The organism is Anabaena sp. CCY 0017 (genome assembly GCF_963920885.1).
Taxonomy (GTDB): Bacteria; Cyanobacteriota; Cyanobacteriia; order Cyanobacteriales; family Nostocaceae; genus Nodularia.
On sequence record NZ_CAWUDG010000003.1, the window covers coordinates 336,832 to 352,604 of the forward strand.

Sequence of the window (15,773 nt, forward strand, 5' to 3'; positions counted from 1 at the left end):
ACAACATAACAAGTGTCCATAGTAACGAAAACAGCACTTTCACTGACAGATTAATTGTCATCAGAGGTTTGTGGGTGTGTCGCTGGTTTCTTGCAGGATAGTAATTTGCTGGTCTAAATTTTCTACTAATTGATTTAAAGCCTTGACGGCTGCCAATTGCTCAGATTTGAGGTTGGGATTGAGCAAAATTCTTTGGTGAAGTTCTTGTAACTTAACGCTGAGTTGTTGAGAAATTCCCAAAGCATCGCGACTAAGACGAGCTAACTGTTGTTGTTGATAAAATTTTAAAGCTGTTCCTCTTAATACTTGTAGAGTCGCTTCTTCACCATAAGTTCCTGGCATCACCCGCAAGCGTAATAACAAACGCTCTTGTTTATACAGGCATTCTTTTTCTACCTGTTGTGGTTCTGACAGCTTAGTAACAGGCAAGGAAGCAAAGGATTTCAATTGATTCAGCACTCCTTGGAATACGGAAAGAGGCAGATTTTCTAATACAGACTGCATGACTCCATTATCACTCCAAAATATCTTCCCTTGGTAAGGTTGCCTTTCCAAGTACAAGCGACCAATTCCCCCACTTAAAACTCGCCCTAGTAATTCGTCTAGCAATTTTTTTGGTGGTAGGCTGGCCAGCATCTCCACAGGAATCAGTTCATCGGACAAATTTACTTGTAACACAGTTAAATTGTTGAGTAAATCTGAGCTAGGATGGACTTTTTTTTGCTTCTCGTTGACCCCAGAACTGGTGCTATTAGTGGGAGATAAGTTGTTTACATGGGCTGTGGAGGAAAAATCCTTCTGTGGCTCAGAATGTTCTGGGGTGTCTGTTTGAGCAAAAGACATTAATGCTGGCTGATGGGGTTTAGAAGAGGTAGTTGCAGATCGAATTAGTTCGTCGATCATATTAATTTTGCTTTTTTCTGATGCCAAGTTTGTGTCTTGCTGATCTACTTGTTTGGCATCTGGGCTTAATGTATTTTTATGGTTGAGGTAAGCCGATAGGATAGTGCGGTGTGTGTCAATATCGATTTCTTGAGCCACTATTGTGCATTTAATATAAGATACGATGCGATTTACATAATCTAACGCCTCACTATCTTCTGGATGAACCATACCTAATAACAGGTGATTTTCTTCTATCCCAAAGGGTGCTACCTGGTGGTACAAGCAAGCTTCAAAAAATAAGAGATGATCCATCAAATGGAATACTTGCTCGCGTCTTTGTTCCCAGTTTGCTGGAGTGTGGGGTAATACTTGCTGCCCACTTGCTCCGGTATCAGTTAATTTGCCGTCTGAAGACAACATAAATTTGATGACTCAGTATTTTCTTATATTTTATTTTGCTATAAATTAGTTAGAAGTAAGAAAGGTAACTTAATTATCTTGTTAAAAATTAAATTAATGACTAAGTAGATAAGTATAAAAAATAAACACTAGCACTTAATGAGCGAGTGTTTAACTGTGAGATTACGGTTGCGTGATTAACCGAAACTTATCCGGAGAAATCTAGTGGTCAAAAGTTGTCAGTTAGACGATTTTAGCCAGTGGCATGGTTGATGCCGATATCTCCAGGATGAAACCGGAAATTATGTCTCAGTCCGTAAAGATTGAGCTTCGAGATAGATTTTTGACCATTCGCCCATCGCCTGATGAGTTTTGAGTTTTAACTGTTGAGCTATTGCTTCTATTGATTTGCCTGCTTTCCGCAAATCTAGGATCTCTCGCCTCACAGGAGTTAAGTTTTCATAAAGTTGTTGCCATTGGCTTTTGGTTAGCCCCAAATTATTTTCTTGTAGGGAAGTTGCCAACCAGTTATCCACGAGTTCGGGTTTATCTTTGAGGGCAAAAACACGCACTGCATGGTAACTAATTTTTTCTCGCATTCGGTAAATTTCTTTGATTGGCTTGTCTAGTTTTTTGGCGATTTCATCTTGGGACTTGCCTTGTAGATATAATCGCAGCCACTCTACTGCTTCTTCTCCCAGGGTTTTTTGTAAATAATCGGCAAATTCCTGTTGTACTAATTGCCGCAGTGCCTGTTGTTCTTCTAGTTCTTGTGCTTCTTGATATTCAGCGATCGCTTGATTATCCGCTAAGTTGACGCGATTATCATTGTCCTCTGAGAGAATTTCTTCGGAAACAACCTTGACTAATTCACTGTTTGGTACTTGAGTTAAGCCACCACGCTGAATCCGCCGCAGGTAATTCACAAATCTATATACGAGCAAGGGTTGATTCCGCACTGGTCGCATAGCATACTCTTCTATACTGGCAAATAATAGAGCATCCCGTAGTCGTTTATCGGTGGTAAATTCAGCGATACAGACCATTTGTTGCTGCATATACTTATCGTTTTGCAGTAACTCTTGCAGCACTTCTTGTAACACATCCATGACAGTACGCTGGCGATCGCGACTTAGAGAAACCCAAGTCTGAATCTTATTGCGTAATGTTACCAAACCTGCTAGGCGATTGAGCAGATGGCGATAGGCGCGTTCTCTCCCGACCCCCAAGTAACGTTGATGTAAAATTTTCCAGCGATATTCCATTGCTTGTTTCGCAATGTTGAGTTCTTGAGGCTTCAGATCATCAAACCGTTTTAGATCACTCCCTAACAGCCAAAGAATAATGCTTTCTCTGTTGGCTACACTTTGTTCTGGACATTCCGCAGCGAGACGGTTGCCCCAATAATGAGCTAGTTTTTCTGCCTCCTTCGTCATAGCGAGATTGCGCTCCTCAAAACCCTGTATTAAAGTTGGCATCACAACCCCCATTCGTCATACTTAACTTATCATCTGGTAGTTGCCTATGAGTATGTCTTTTTCATAAAGACATTTCAGATGTTTTATTCTTATTACGTCTGGATTTATCGACTTTATGCAAAATTTAGGTAAATTTTCTCAATTGTACTTTTTGTTTTACCTATATGTGTCTAAATATTGGTTGCTGCTAACATCAATTTTTATTTTTTATAGAAGATTTAATAGATTAGGAACTAATAGGGGAAAAACAGGGGAGATGATGCGGCTATGTTACAACTAATACAGTACGGTGATTTATCATAGAGTCTTCTACAGGCTGATCATTAGCAAACCTTATGCTTACAGCACAATAATCGCTCATATTCAGTTATAACAACTGCCAAGGCTGTGAAAGCATGATTTCTTCAGATCCTGGAAGCAAATGGGTTTTTACTCAGCACTTTTTCCGATCATAGTTTTTTCAAAAAAAGTCAATAGTCAAAGGTCAAAGGTCAACTGTCAATTATTTATTAACACCTCAACTTTTAACTTTTGACTAATAACGGATTTAGTTAACTTTATATCCTGTTGGAGGAGCGCACAATCGGGTTTTCTACAGAATCGCGATACTGTTGCACTGCATCTGTATAGCCGATGGGTAGAACCGCTTCCACGTTTTCATGGGGACGGGCAATAATTACCCAGGATTCGAGAGTACCGCCATGAACATTTTCTGCGGCTTCAATACCAGCTGCCATAGCTGTTTTAACTTCAGAAACGTCTCCACGAATATTGATGGTAAAACGAGCGCTACCCACTCGGATATAACCAACAAGGGTAATGCGACCCGCTTTCACCATCGCATCAGCTGCTGCTAGTACAGCAGGAAAACCCTTCGTTTCAAGTGCGCCAACGGCCTGTAATGACATTAGTAATCTCCTGTATGAATAAATGTATGTGGGGCAAGAAATCTACTTTCCACAGCAATATGGGGAAGTTTAATCACTTGCAACTTGGTAATCACGCTTCAGGGGCGATCGCATTTTGGATCACTGAATTTGATGCCAATTTTTATAAAGTGCGTACTGCTTACCCTATGGTTATTGACAATGGTGCAAAATATCAGATCACGAATTTGCCTATTACATCCGGAACGGTTCAGATGCTTCGGTGAAGTGGATGGGTAAAATGGTCTCAACGTTCTCTGGAGGGTTAGGAACAATGTAGTGGGTAATTACTTGACCACCAAACGTTTGTTCTCCGGCGAATATTCCTGCTTCTACCGCCCTGTTAACTTCTGAAACGCGTCCCCGAACAGCGACTAACATTCGAGCGCTTTCAGCTTGACCATAATACACAATTGTGACTGCGGCAGATTTAACCATTGCGTCTGCTGCTGCTAGCACAGCAGGAAAGCCCAAGGTTTCAATTACGCCAACCGCCATTGGCATGGCATTAGCTCCTGAGTTTAAAAATGAAGTGATATCAATTGTACGAGGCTTTCGTACCAATTTTGACATTTGAGAAAATTTTCTGTTGTTATCGGAATCGCAGGTTATGTGGTGACAGAATTTCTGCTACGCTGCACGAGCCAATTTAAGAGGCTACCACTCAACACGGCATAAATTGGCGAAAAAGTTAGTATAAATATGCTCATCCCAGGTAAACCACCGATGTTATACCCCAGAATCAAGACCCCCAATGCTGCCAGTAGCATAATTAGAGCATGAGCCGGAATCCACCACCATGATTGCCGCACAGACGAACGCAGAATCAACCACTGAAATAATCTCATCAGCGCACCCGCTATAGTGACTTGTGCGATAGGCAAAGCCGCGCCGGAGGCGAACGCTCTCCCAGCTAAGGGCAATTGTGCTATAATACCTTTCCCAAATTCAGGCGAACCAGGTGCAGGTATTGCTGTGTATAGCATGAAAATCAGGGTGAAGAGGATACCACACCATCCTAAAATCGATGCGAGAATCCACCATTGGGAACGCGGTACAATGCTTTGGAGGATAAACCATTGGGCAGAATTTAAAAATCGAGTTACGTACATAAATATATTAGATATACCCACAATTTAGCAGTAACTGGAGTACTCTTAAACAGTAAACTAAAATATATGTTTCCTAGTTTTTTACCTACCACAGTTGGGCAACTGACAGAACCGACCTCTATCGCCTTAGCCCAAAGTATTCAAAGTCAAGCGATCGCAACGCCTTTAATTAGTCAACCAATTACTACTACCTACGTTCAACAAGGTAGTGGTGGTACACCGATTTTATTAATTCACGGCTTCGACAGTTCCGTGTTAGAATTTCGTCGCCTGTTGCCACTGCTAGCAACGGATAATCAAACTTGGGCTGTGGATTTATTAGGTTTTGGGTTTACAGATAGAATTGCCGGTTTACCATTTAGCCCCTTAGCCATCAAAACCCATCTGTATCATTTCTGGAAAACCTTAATTAAGCAACCAGTGATTTTAGTGGGTGCGTCGATGGGGGGTGCTGCGGCCATTGATTTCACCTTGACTTATCCAGAAGTAGTAAAAAAACTGGTGTTAATCGATAGCGCTGGTTTAAGAGGGGGTTCACCGTTAAGTAAATTGATGTTTCCCCCGTTGGATGCTTTCGCCGCTAACTTTTTACGGAATCAGAAGATACGCGATCGCATTTCCCGGACTGCGTACAAAAATCAGCTTCTCGCGTCAATTGATGCTCAATTATGTGGTGCATTACACTTAGAAATGCCAGATTGGACAAAAGCTTTAATAGCTTTTACTAAAAGCGGTGGTTACAGTGCGTTTAAAGCGAAGCAGCTTTCAGAAATTGTCCAACCAACACTGATTTTATGGGGTGATACAGATAAAATTTTGGGTACACTTGATGCTAAAAAGTTTCAACAGGCAATTCCCCATAGTCAACTTATCTGGATTGAAGACTCTGGTCATGTCCCACATTTAGAACAGCCAGAAGTCACCGCCCAACATATTCTGGAATTTCGTAATTAATTACGAATTACGAATTACGAATTACGAATTAGTCATACAACCAAGTATTATCGGCAAAATTATCTCCTTCTTTTTGACGTTCTAGCAGATATTCAGGAACTTGATGTGATTTTTTATAGCCAACTGGGTTATATTTTGCTTTGACTTGGATAGCAGACTTGCTTTCTTTCTCTGGGATGGCGGGCTGATTATTTTTGACTGGAGTTGGTGCTTTACTTTCTTCTATAAGTTGAGAATTAGCTTCTGCAAGGTGTAAAGCGTCTTGTTTAGCTTCGTGCAGTTCTTTTGTCAGCCGTTCTATTAATACCTGCTTTTCATACAGAACTGATTGTAAATCGACAATTTGCTTTTGAAGGCTTTTTCCTTTATCTTGAGATTCTTCAAGATTTTGTTTTAATTCTTGGATAGTGATTTCTAAATTATTATTAGTAGACATAGCTTCCTTGAGAGGAGTCTGTTTATGTGACAGCGTAGGTAATTTATCTGTTGTTAAACTATTTTCTTCGGTAACTTTCTCAGCTTTAACTTCAATCACAGATTGATTCTCTAGTGGGATCAATTTTTGCGCTTCTTCTTGTATTAAATCAGATAGATGTTTCTTAACCATTATTTTTTCCAATCACCCTGTAATTACTCAACCCCGCAGCATTAGACTAACTCCGCCTGCGGTGCATTTTTCCTCGCCATTGAATAATGGCGACACGCTTCAGTTATAATTCTGCCCTGTCCATGAACTGACAGAAACTTGAATATCTGCATCAATGAGATTAAACTTGTTTTTTTGCCCAAATTGTGCAGCTAAATTAACTGCCATAGTCGTTTTACCGACTCCTCCCTTAGCGTTGAAGGTAAAGATGATGTTTGGCAATGCTTACTTCCGAGGCTGCCTTACTTAAATATACCGCTTTGTGTAGCCTCCAATCACAGAAAAACCCGTAAAAATTAAAATCAGCAGCCGTCACTTCAAACAAACTCCTATGACAGTAACTTACAACTTACCTGATGGTCCCAAATTACCGCGCTATCTGCGGATAGTTAAATTTATCACTCAGCCGTTGAAATATGTAGAAGATTTTGCCCAAGTTTATGGTGACAACTTCACCATCTGGAATCGTGGGGATAAGCATATTGTCTATTTTAGCCATCCTCAAGCACTAGAACAGATTTTTTCGGCTCATCCTAGCTGTTTTCGATCAGGTGGAGGCGGCGGGGGTTTAGGATTTTTGCTGGGGGATAATTCTGTAATTATATTAGATGGCGATCGCCACCAGCGCCAAAGACAATTATTAACACCACCGTTTCATGGCGAAAGGATGCGGGCTTACGGTGAAACTATCCGCAAAATTACTCAGCAAGTTAGTAACGAATGGACAATTGGCAAACCTTTTAATATTCGCGCCTCAATGCAAGAAATCACCATGCGCGTGATTTTACGAGTAGTATTTGGTGTGGATGAGGGGCCAGTTTTTCGAGAATTGGGGCGATTACTCACATCCCTGCTAGACTTCATGGGTTCGCCTTTAATGTCCAGCGCCTTCTTTTTTAGTTTTATGCAAAAAGATTTAGGTGCGTGGAGTCCTTGGGGGCGAGTTGTGCGGTTATTGCAGCAAATTGATCAGCTTATTTATAGTCTAATTAAAGAACGTCGGGCGGAATCTGGACAACATCGCCAAGATATTCTCAGTTTATTGATTTCGGCTCGTTATGACAATGGCGAGGGAATGTCAGATGTGGAGTTACGTGATGAATTAATGACAATGTTAGTTGCAGGACATGAAACTACAGCTTCTGCATTAACATGGGCTTTTTATTGGCTGGGACAATTACCAGAAGTCCGAGAGAAATTACAAGGGGAATTAGAAACCCTGGGTGTGCATCCCGAACCGAGTAGCATTGCTAAATTGCCATATTTAACCGCAGTTTGCCAAGAAACCTTGAGAATTTATCCAATTGTGGCAAATGGATTTCCCAGAGTTGTGAAAACCCCGGTAGAAATTATGGGCTATAAATTACCAGCAGGAACGGCGATAGTTCCTAGTATATATTTAGCCCATCATCGAGAGGAAGTTTACCAACAGCCTCAGCAATTCAAACCAGAACGCTTTTTAGAAAAGCAATTTTCCCCTTATGAATATTTACCCTTTGGCGGTGGAAATCGTCGCTGTATAGGCTTGGCATTTGCCCAGTATGAAATGAAAATTGCTTTAGCCACAATTTTGTCAGAATTTCAATTATCTCTAGTTAACAAGCGTCCTGTGTATCCCGTGCGCCGTGGTCTGACCTTAGCCGCACCAGCAGGGATGCAGATGATACCAACAGTTCAGGTAACAAGAGCGAGTACACCTGTTAACGTTTAGTGCCAACACCGGGAGTCTCAGATCCCCGACTTCTTCAAGAAGTCGGGGATCTTTTTCTTTGGCGTGAGTGATAATTTATGCTTTTTTTCTCTGTTAAAAAACGGTTATACTGAGTCAAATAAGTATAACCTTTTAATATTATTGATATGGAACCAATAACACTAACAGCCGTAGGATAGGAACAGCGATCGCTACAATAGTATTAACTAAAGCCTTAGAAAAAACAGGCGAAAAGCTTGGGGAAGCAGCAATCCAAAAAAGTAACGAGTTAATCGCACAGCTACAAAAGAAAAATAAAGTCTCCTTACTAGCGAATACGCCAGAGGGAAACCCACAGCAAACGTTAGATTATGGTCAAGCAGTACTGGAATTGAAACAAGCCGCAGACTGGGATTCTGAAATTGCTCAATCAGTGAGAGAAGTTGAAGCAACAGTCAATAAAGATCAGTCCCAGAGTGCTGAGGAAATTCAAAAATTAGCAGCAGAAATCCAAGCGCAGCCATCAATTGTCAATAACTTTGCCAAGTTAGCAGAAAGTATACAAGCTGAAAAAGGGGCAATGGTTGCCCAACAAATCACAATTCAGGAACAGCGCAACACATACAACTGACTAAAGTCGCCCGAACAGGAACAGGTAAAGTTAAATCCTGAAACACCGCAAAATTTACCCCTGAGTGGGGTGGTGAAATTTGTGGGACGTGATGAAGAACTGCAAAAACTCCACCAACTTTTACAGGAAAATAACCAAGTAGCCATTGCTGCAATTGCGGGAATGGGTGGACTGGGTAAAACAGAACTCGCCTTGCAATATGCAATGACTCAGCGCGACACATACAAAGGTGGAATTTGCTGGTTACAAGTCAAATCTGGGGATGTGGGCGTTCAAGTGGTGCAGTTTGCCAGAACTCAGCTTGATTTAAACCCACCAGAAGATTTTGATTTACCCGCACAAGTGCAATTCTGCTTGAGGAATTGGCGTGAAGGTGATGTGCTGCTAGTGATGGATGATGTCACAGATTACCAGCAAGTCAAAACTTACCTAAATGGGCTATCTTCCAGATTTAGAGTGTTGATGACTACGCGCCAACTGTTGGGTGCAGCCATCAAGCAATTACCTTTGGATGTATTACAACCAGATGCAGCGTTGGAGTTGTTATGGTCTTTGCTGGGAGAAACACCAAAGCGAATTGAGAGAGAATTAGATGTAGCAAATCAGTTGTGTGCATGGCTAGGATATTTACCCTTGGGTTTGGAGTTGGTGGGGCGATATCTGGCGCGGAAACAGGATTTGTCCCTATCGGAAATGATGGGGCGTTTGGAGAAAAAGCGATTAGAACAAGCTGCACTGGTGAAGCCAGATGCTGATATGACAGCACAACTGGGAGTGAAAGCCGCCTTTGAGTTGAGTTGGCAGGAATTAACAGAGGATGATCAACAATTAGGCTGTGTACTCAGTTTATTTGCAGCTGCACCCATACCCTGGAAATTAGTAGAACAGTGCCTACCAGAAGAAGATGAGGAAGATTTAGAGGAAATTCGGGACGATAAGCTGCTGTATCTGCATTTACTCCAGCGCAAAAGTGAGGGAATCTATCAACTACATCCACTGCTGCGGGAATTTTTCCAATCTAAGCTTACAGGTTTAGAACAGGTAGAGGAATTTAAGGGTTACGTTTCTCAGGTAATGGTAGCAGTTGCAAAAAAAATTACTGACACTCCCACACTTGAGGAAATCAAAGCTGTTTCCCTTGCCATACCTCATCTAGCTGAAGTAGCAAATCATCTCATTCCATACGTCTGTGATGAAGATTTAATTTGGCCTTTCCTCGGCTTGGGCAGATTTTACGCAGAACAAGGTTTGTACACCCTAGCCGAACCTTGGAGACAGCAATGTTTATCAACCGCACAAGACCGCTTGGGAGACAATCATCCCTCAGTCGCCATCAGCCTCAACAACTTGGCAACACTGTACGAATCCCAAGGAAAGTACGACCAAGCCGAATCCCTGTTACTCCAAGCTTTAGAACTCACAAAACGCCTGCTGGGAGACAATCATCCCTCAGTCGCCACCAGCCTCAACAACTTGGCTGCACTCTACTCTGACCAAGGAAAGTACGACCAAGCCGAACCCCTGTATCTCCAAGCTTTAGAACTCTTTAAACGCCTGCGGGGAGACAATCATCCCGATGTCGTCACCAGCCTCAGCAACTTGGCTGCACTCTACAAATCCCAAGGAAGGTACAACCAAGCCGAACCCCTGTATCTCCAAGCTTTAGAACTCAGAAAACGCCTGTTGGGAGACAATCATCCCTCAGTCGCCGCCAGCCTCAACAACTTGGCATCTCTCTACTCTGACCAAGGAAGGTACGACCAAGCCGAACCCCTGTATCTCCAAGCTTTAGAACTCACAAAACGCCTGCTAGGAGACAATCATCCCTCAGTCGCCACCAGCCTCAACAACTTGGCAGTATTATACAAATCCCAAGGAAGGCACGACCAAGCCGAACCCCTATATCTCCAAGCTTTAGAACTCACAAAACGCCTGCTGGGAGACAATCATCCCGATGTTGCCACCAGCCTCAACAACTTGGCTGCACTCTACTCTGACCAAGGAAGGTACGACCAAGCCGAACCCCTGTGTCTCCAAGCTTTAGAACTCTGGAAACGCCTGCTGGGAGACAATCATCCCCATGTCGCCACCAGCCTCAACAACTTGGCTCAACTCTACTATTCCCAAGGAAGGTACGACCAAGCCGAACCCCTGTATCTCCAAGCTTTAGAACTCAGAAAACGCCTGCTGGGAGACAATCATCCCCATACTATTACTGTTCGTAAAAATTTGGAAATTTGCCAGCAACGAAATTCAGGATAAAAATTATTGATGGTATTGTACAGGCGATAATTCACAGACAATAATGATTGCGATATCTACACTAATGCTTGCCTAGAAAAAAATAAACTACGATAAATTATAGAATTTCATTCACAACTACCTGATGTTAATTACATACACTGCAAAATATACAAAAATTAATAGCGGATATATGGGACAACTCATTGAATGGCAAGAAGTCATCACTGAGGGAGAAACTCTAGAAGAATGTCGAGCGATGTTACAAGATGCAACCAAAGAAATGATTCTTGCCTATCGTCAACAAAATAAAGCTCACGCAGAGTCGCATACTTCGACTTCGCTCAGTAAGCAGAGGCGCGGAGAAGAGAGCTAATTGAGGTATGGCTATTTCATACTAATATCAATTACTGGTAGAGGATGTCCCAGTTTCAACCCCAGCAAAATCCAATCTTCTAGTGTTGAACGTAACTCATTTTCACACTCGCGCAAAGTCGAGCCAAAGGCGATAACTCCCTGACAAATAGGGATTTTACCCGCAAATGTATCATCTTCGAGCTTGTCATAAACCGCACTAGCTTTTGCTTGTTCAACATAGTCGCTCAAAATGAAGCGTATAGCCATAAAATCCCATCCTATTCAGATGATCAAACTATAAGTTATCACTTTAATTTTATTGTCTCATAAAAATATAGCTATTCTCTCTGATTTGCCACTAGCGAGAGGCTCAGATCCCCGACTTCTTCAAGAAGTCGGGGATCTTTATTTATGGTGGCGATCGCCATCATTATATTTCCAAATGATAGCCAGTAATTTTCTATTTATAGCAACCGCCAAGAAGCTTAGAACATTGTTAATTACTGAAAGCCTTGATGTAGGGGCGGGTATGGCTACGCCACGCAAGCTATGACAGATATGCTCACTTACTAATAATAATTTTAATAAACCCGCCCTTACTTGGTTTCTACTCAGCATTTCTTAACCTCACCCGTTAATTCCGGGTTAGTGGTTTTTGAGATGCTCCAAAATTTTAGTCAATGGAAATTTGCTGAGGGCCACTAGCTTTGCCATTGTGGCTATTACTTGGGGTAGTATAACCAGTTGAGTTGATTTGTTTATCCAGCCAGCTTTTTACGGGGTCATCCTTGAGGTTGAGTCGCAGCACACCTGAGAAAAATCCGCCCATAAATGAAACTGGGTGTTTGGTTAATTCTTTAAATATTGGCGACAATTCATCAATGAACATATTTCAGTCTCCTGTTGTTTGAATTGATCCTAACCTGGAAAGTTGGAGACGCGATGAATCGCGTCTCTACAAGTCAGTTTATGTCTGTTTAGGACATTGGCCCCTGGTCGGGAAACATACACTTGTCAGAATCACAGCCACTGGGGCCAGCTTCTGTTAACTCTCCGGAATCATAGCGGCTGAGAACTGCACAGAAATCATCTGTGTTCCGTCGCTCTTTCACTTCTTGACTTAAACGCTCATAAGTGAGTTTGTCTATTGGCTCAAATGGTAGCCGGGGGAATGATTGTAAGTCGTCAAACCGAGCTAAAAGTGCTGCGGAGATATAACCCTGATCATTTTGGATGGTTTCGTAAATCTTCTGTCCCAGTCCTTCAACTTCTTCAGAGCGCAACTCCAATGTTGCTGATGTGTTGTGAGTCACATACCAGCGCTGAACTTGCAGGACAAAATCAAATTGCGCTAGTACAGAGAACTGAGAAACATCAATTTGGTCGGCTCCGGGGACATCAGCCCAAGATACAGCCACAGGGATTTCTACTAGCCATTCACTAACACGGGGGTCAAAGGGATCATTTAACAAATTACCCTGTTCATCTTTGTCAGATTGGGAGGGGATTACACTGTAACCGTAGTCAATGCAGGCTAGGGCTACGGGGTCATTTTTGCCAAAAGTGATGCGGCGAATAAATCTTTGCGCTTTGGGGGGATGCCAGCCAGAACTAGCCCCGGTGAGCAATGATTTAGTGCCACTGGGTTGGACTGTAGTACAGCGATTTGGTCGTTTTATTTGATGGCGATCGCAATATTCCCACACAACTCGATGCACCGTATCTTTCCAGAAGGTTAAATATTTCTGTTCCTCTTGCTTAAAGGCTAATCCTTGGGGAGTTTCCGGTCTACCTTCCTCCCACCAATGCAGCCAATCAACACCAAAAGCATGAACAAAGAAATCAAATAAACCTGTGAAAGAAACCCCCACAATCGGATCTAATTCCCGGCTTTCTTGATAGCGGGGTTCTAAAAATTGATGATTTAAAAGTGCTGCTACAGATAACGCCCCAGCCGTGAAAGCTTCCTCTTGTTCTTTATAGTTCTTGGGATCAATTTGATTTAAGTGTATCTCCGCCAAGTTACAGTGAAAATTGCTACCAATAATTTCTCCGCAATTGTGAGTAATGCAACCGTTAGCAATGAAGGAATGAGTCAAGGGAACATGAAGATCATAAACAGGTTCTTCTCCAAATTCTTCTATGCTTTGAACTTTTGAACTGAACCTACGGCTAATAATAGCTTCACTATATTTCCTTGATGATTGCTTGGTAGCCAGTGTTGTTAAACGTCCTTGCTTATCAGGTGTGAGAGGAAAACCTATAAGTTCCCAGAATTTTCTGGCTTCATTTCCTGAATAAATTATTAGTCTCCAGCTACCCCGATTTTGACTGATTTTTTTAGTTCCATCTTTTAATGTGTATGGAACTCCTATATTTCCTGGCTTTTGTTTGATTAGGAGACTACTTTTGATGCCTAAGTTAAGTAGAATGATCTGAATTTGACTTAGTAATTGCCGTGAACGATTACGCAGTTCAATATTTCTACCTTTGACATTCACGCAACCGTCTGCGGAAAACAATCCCTGTAGGAAACCAATGATTACCTCTCTTGATTGAGAGAAAAATTGATCCGGTAAACAGTCTTTTGACTGTACACCTAGTTTCTTGAGAAATGAATCCATTAAAAATGAGCCACTATGAAATGTATAAACACCTTTCACTAGACTTGGCTTGTGACTATAACCTGTCAAAGATTCCACGGCGGAGTTCAAAAGAGGAAAAGCAGTTTCGTATTCATTTGTATTGATGTAGAATACAGCGTCTAATCCTTTAGAACCCTTGTAAATTGAGCCATCACCGTATAACCAACCAAGCATTTGTGCTTGTTCAACCGTGATAGTACCCTCACCAAAGTATCCTGCTCCTTTTTGGATATAGATATGATGCTCAGATGTTAAGTCTTTAGTTGTTACCCATCCGTGATTGGTAAAGTGTTGATGGTCAGCCGTGCATCTCATTTGCTGGCCATTTGCTAAAGTAATTACATAAGTTGTTTGTACTCCTGTGGGAAAAGCGATCGCATCAGTTAATTTGACTCCATCTAATCCTACAGAACGCAAGTCAACTAAAGCTTGAAATGGTTTACCAACTAAATCTTTAATGGGTACTAATCCCTGATTAGTAGATACTAAGGTATCACCTGCATGACAGGGGTTTAAGCCGTATCTACCCAAACGATGTGTTAATTCTGGAGCATCAATATTTGGGTAACGTTCTTGTATCCATTCTTTGGCTTTTCCTTGGTGATATGCTTGCAGAAACTCTGTTTTCAGTTCTGGTGTATTTAGCAAATCACAGTTGGATCGAGCAACTGCTTCACCAGCCCATTGAATCGCGCCTTCGCCACTGTAATACTGTTTGCGAACAGCTTCTACACATTCTTCTAATGTGGGCTTATGGTGAAATACACGGCTATGGTTGGCCATCCGTAAAGCGTCACGCTCAGGATCAATGCGCCAGTTGCCATTTTCATCCTGTTGCCAAAGGTTATCTTTGGCAGTTGCGCCTTGTTCATCGTCAGAAACGAACTGACGAATCCCCGCGCTTCTTCTAATATTGCCAGCAACAATTGTCACAGCGGCTTGATCAATTAACAAACAGCATTCCACCGAATTTAATTGTCTGCCTATAGCTTTATTGAGGATGGATACACAACGCTGATAAAGTCCTGGCAACTTGACAGGATTAGCCACCCCGCCAAAGCCCTTGAGAGTTTCTCCCGACTGACGAACATCACTCAGATCAACGACTACTTGCACTTCTGCTGTAAATCGTTCATCTGTGGAAAGTTCCAATAAGCTTTTATAGGATTCTACCCAACCTTCCCGGCTATCTCCCACATGGATAGTAACGTTGTTACCTTCTATCTGGGTTTGGGTGTATTCACGACGTAATTCTGGAGATGTGCTACCAATTTCTCCATTTACCGTCACATTTAAGTAATTGCGGATGGGAGGTAATTGATTAATATATTGCGGTTCTATAACGGCTCCCGTACCACAGCCCATCATGGCTAAATCCATCATCAACCCGAAAGCGCTCCAGTCTTGCAGGTTGGTGGAAGTGCAGTTATAAGCCCCAGAAAAGTTTTTAGGTTTACTAACCCAGTCTGTACCACCTACCCATAGCCAGCGTCCACTGGGTAAGGCTTTGAGGTTACGTTGCATATTTTCTAGGATGGCAATTTCCCCTGGGGTGAGCTTCCCTAGTTCGATTATGCCTTGGATAGTGCGATCGCATACCTCATCCCATGTTTCCCTCAGCCCTGCCTTGGTGCGGCGGCTGTAGGTTCTAAAAAATACAGGATTGGCAGCTGGGGCGGTTTCTGGAAATTTTGCACTCTGACGTTTTCTTTCTAACTCTCGAACCATAATCAAGTCTTGTTGCTTGCGAACAGATTATGACTATACGCTAACTAGATTTAGGATTAAAGATTGCCAAATTTTCCACTT

Annotated in this window: 15 protein-coding genes and 1 pseudogene; 6 read left to right on the plus strand and 10 right to left on the minus strand. The window is 42.1% G+C overall.

Going from position 1 to position 15,773, the window contains the following annotated elements:
• Nucleotides 1-60 precede the first annotated feature (60 nt).
• The 5 genes from ACM0OW_RS05970 to ACM0OW_RS05990 form a co-directional block, all read right to left on the minus strand.
• The gene (locus ACM0OW_RS05970) at nucleotides 61-1,305 is read right to left on the minus strand and encodes a pilus assembly protein PilB (RefSeq protein WP_414549114.1); all 1,245 of its coding nucleotides are present in this window, start codon (nucleotides 1,303-1,305) and stop codon (nucleotides 61-63) included.
• A gap of 281 nt (nucleotides 1,306-1,586) precedes the next feature.
• Nucleotides 1,587-2,774 carry a HetZ-related protein 2 gene (locus tag ACM0OW_RS05975; RefSeq protein WP_414549115.1) on the minus strand — a complete coding sequence of 396 codons (1,188 nt, stop codon included), beginning with the start codon at nucleotides 2,772-2,774 and terminating at the stop codon, nucleotides 1,587-1,589.
• Between the two features lie 545 nt (nucleotides 2,775-3,319).
• Nucleotides 3,320-3,670, minus strand: coding sequence for a carbon dioxide-concentrating mechanism protein CcmK (locus tag ACM0OW_RS05980; protein WP_414549116.1), 351 nt, complete (start codon nucleotides 3,668-3,670; stop codon nucleotides 3,320-3,322).
• Nucleotides 3,671-3,883: 213 nt separating this feature from the next.
• The gene (locus ACM0OW_RS05985; protein WP_414549117.1) at nucleotides 3,884-4,192 is read right to left on the minus strand and encodes a carbon dioxide-concentrating mechanism protein CcmK; all 309 of its coding nucleotides are present in this window, start codon (nucleotides 4,190-4,192) and stop codon (nucleotides 3,884-3,886) included.
• Between the two features lie 104 nt (nucleotides 4,193-4,296).
• On the minus strand, nucleotides 4,297-4,800 hold the full coding sequence (locus ACM0OW_RS05990; protein ID WP_414549118.1) for a hypothetical protein: 504 nt from the start codon (nucleotides 4,798-4,800) through the stop codon (nucleotides 4,297-4,299).
• Between the two features lie 66 nt (nucleotides 4,801-4,866).
• Between ACM0OW_RS05990 and ACM0OW_RS05995 the strand changes: the two genes are divergently transcribed.
• Nucleotides 4,867-5,754: an alpha/beta fold hydrolase gene (locus tag ACM0OW_RS05995; protein WP_414549119.1), complete on the plus strand. Its 888-nt coding sequence runs from the start codon at nucleotides 4,867-4,869 to the stop codon at nucleotides 5,752-5,754.
• A 28-nt stretch (nucleotides 5,755-5,782) separates the two neighbouring features.
• Here ACM0OW_RS05995 and ACM0OW_RS06000 read toward each other — a convergent pair whose 3' ends face one another.
• Both ACM0OW_RS06000 and ACM0OW_RS06005 read right to left on the minus strand, forming a co-directional pair.
• Nucleotides 5,783-6,361: a hypothetical protein gene (locus ACM0OW_RS06000; RefSeq protein WP_414549120.1), complete on the minus strand. Its 579-nt coding sequence runs from the start codon at nucleotides 6,359-6,361 to the stop codon at nucleotides 5,783-5,785.
• Between the two features lie 99 nt (nucleotides 6,362-6,460).
• Nucleotides 6,461-6,622: an AAA family ATPase gene (locus ACM0OW_RS06005; protein WP_414549121.1), complete on the minus strand. Its 162-nt coding sequence runs from the start codon at nucleotides 6,620-6,622 to the stop codon at nucleotides 6,461-6,463.
• A gap of 109 nt (nucleotides 6,623-6,731) precedes the next feature.
• Here ACM0OW_RS06005 and ACM0OW_RS06010 point away from each other — a divergent pair, with 109 nt between their 5' ends.
• The 4 genes and pseudogenes from ACM0OW_RS06010 to ACM0OW_RS06025 all read left to right on the plus strand — a co-directional run bounded on the left by ACM0OW_RS06010 (nucleotide 6,732) and on the right by ACM0OW_RS06025 (nucleotide 11,338).
• A complete protein-coding gene (locus tag ACM0OW_RS06010; protein ID WP_414549122.1) occupies nucleotides 6,732-8,111 on the plus strand; it encodes a cytochrome P450 in 1,380 nt (459 codons plus the stop codon).
• A 146-nt stretch (nucleotides 8,112-8,257) separates the two neighbouring features.
• Nucleotides 8,258-8,721, plus strand: a pseudogene (locus tag ACM0OW_RS06015) (hypothetical protein).
• A 72-nt stretch (nucleotides 8,722-8,793) separates the two neighbouring features.
• On the plus strand, nucleotides 8,794-10,983 hold the full coding sequence (locus ACM0OW_RS06020) for a tetratricopeptide repeat protein (protein WP_414549188.1): 2,190 nt from the start codon (nucleotides 8,794-8,796) through the stop codon (nucleotides 10,981-10,983).
• 124 nt (nucleotides 10,984-11,107) lie between these two features.
• Nucleotides 11,108-11,338: a type II toxin-antitoxin system HicB family antitoxin gene (locus tag ACM0OW_RS06025; RefSeq protein ID WP_414549123.1), complete on the plus strand. Its 231-nt coding sequence runs from the start codon at nucleotides 11,108-11,110 to the stop codon at nucleotides 11,336-11,338.
• An 11-nt stretch (nucleotides 11,339-11,349) separates the two neighbouring features.
• Here ACM0OW_RS06025 and ACM0OW_RS06030 read toward each other — a convergent pair whose 3' ends face one another.
• Nucleotides 11,350-11,586, minus strand: a complete 237-nt coding sequence (locus ACM0OW_RS06030; RefSeq protein WP_414549124.1) for a type II toxin-antitoxin system HicB family antitoxin — start codon at nucleotides 11,584-11,586, stop codon at nucleotides 11,350-11,352.
• A 52-nt stretch (nucleotides 11,587-11,638) separates the two neighbouring features.
• On the opposite strand from ACM0OW_RS06030, the gene ACM0OW_RS06035 reads away from it, so the two are divergent.
• Nucleotides 11,639-11,872 carry a hypothetical protein gene (locus ACM0OW_RS06035; protein ID WP_414549125.1) on the plus strand — a complete coding sequence of 78 codons (234 nt, stop codon included), beginning with the start codon at nucleotides 11,639-11,641 and terminating at the stop codon, nucleotides 11,870-11,872.
• Nucleotides 11,873-11,992: 120 nt separating this feature from the next.
• On the opposite strand, the gene ACM0OW_RS06040 is transcribed toward ACM0OW_RS06035, so the two are convergent.
• Entirely contained in the window at nucleotides 11,993-12,208 is a 216-nt protein-coding gene (locus ACM0OW_RS06040) for a hypothetical protein (RefSeq protein ID WP_414549126.1), read from the minus strand.
• 88 nt (nucleotides 12,209-12,296) lie between these two features.
• Nucleotides 12,297-15,692 (minus strand): ribonucleoside-triphosphate reductase, adenosylcobalamin-dependent, encoded by a 3,396-nt coding sequence (gene nrdJ / locus ACM0OW_RS06045; protein ID WP_414549127.1) that lies wholly within the window; start codon nucleotides 15,690-15,692, stop codon nucleotides 12,297-12,299.
• Nucleotides 15,693-15,773: the final 81 nt, after the last annotated feature.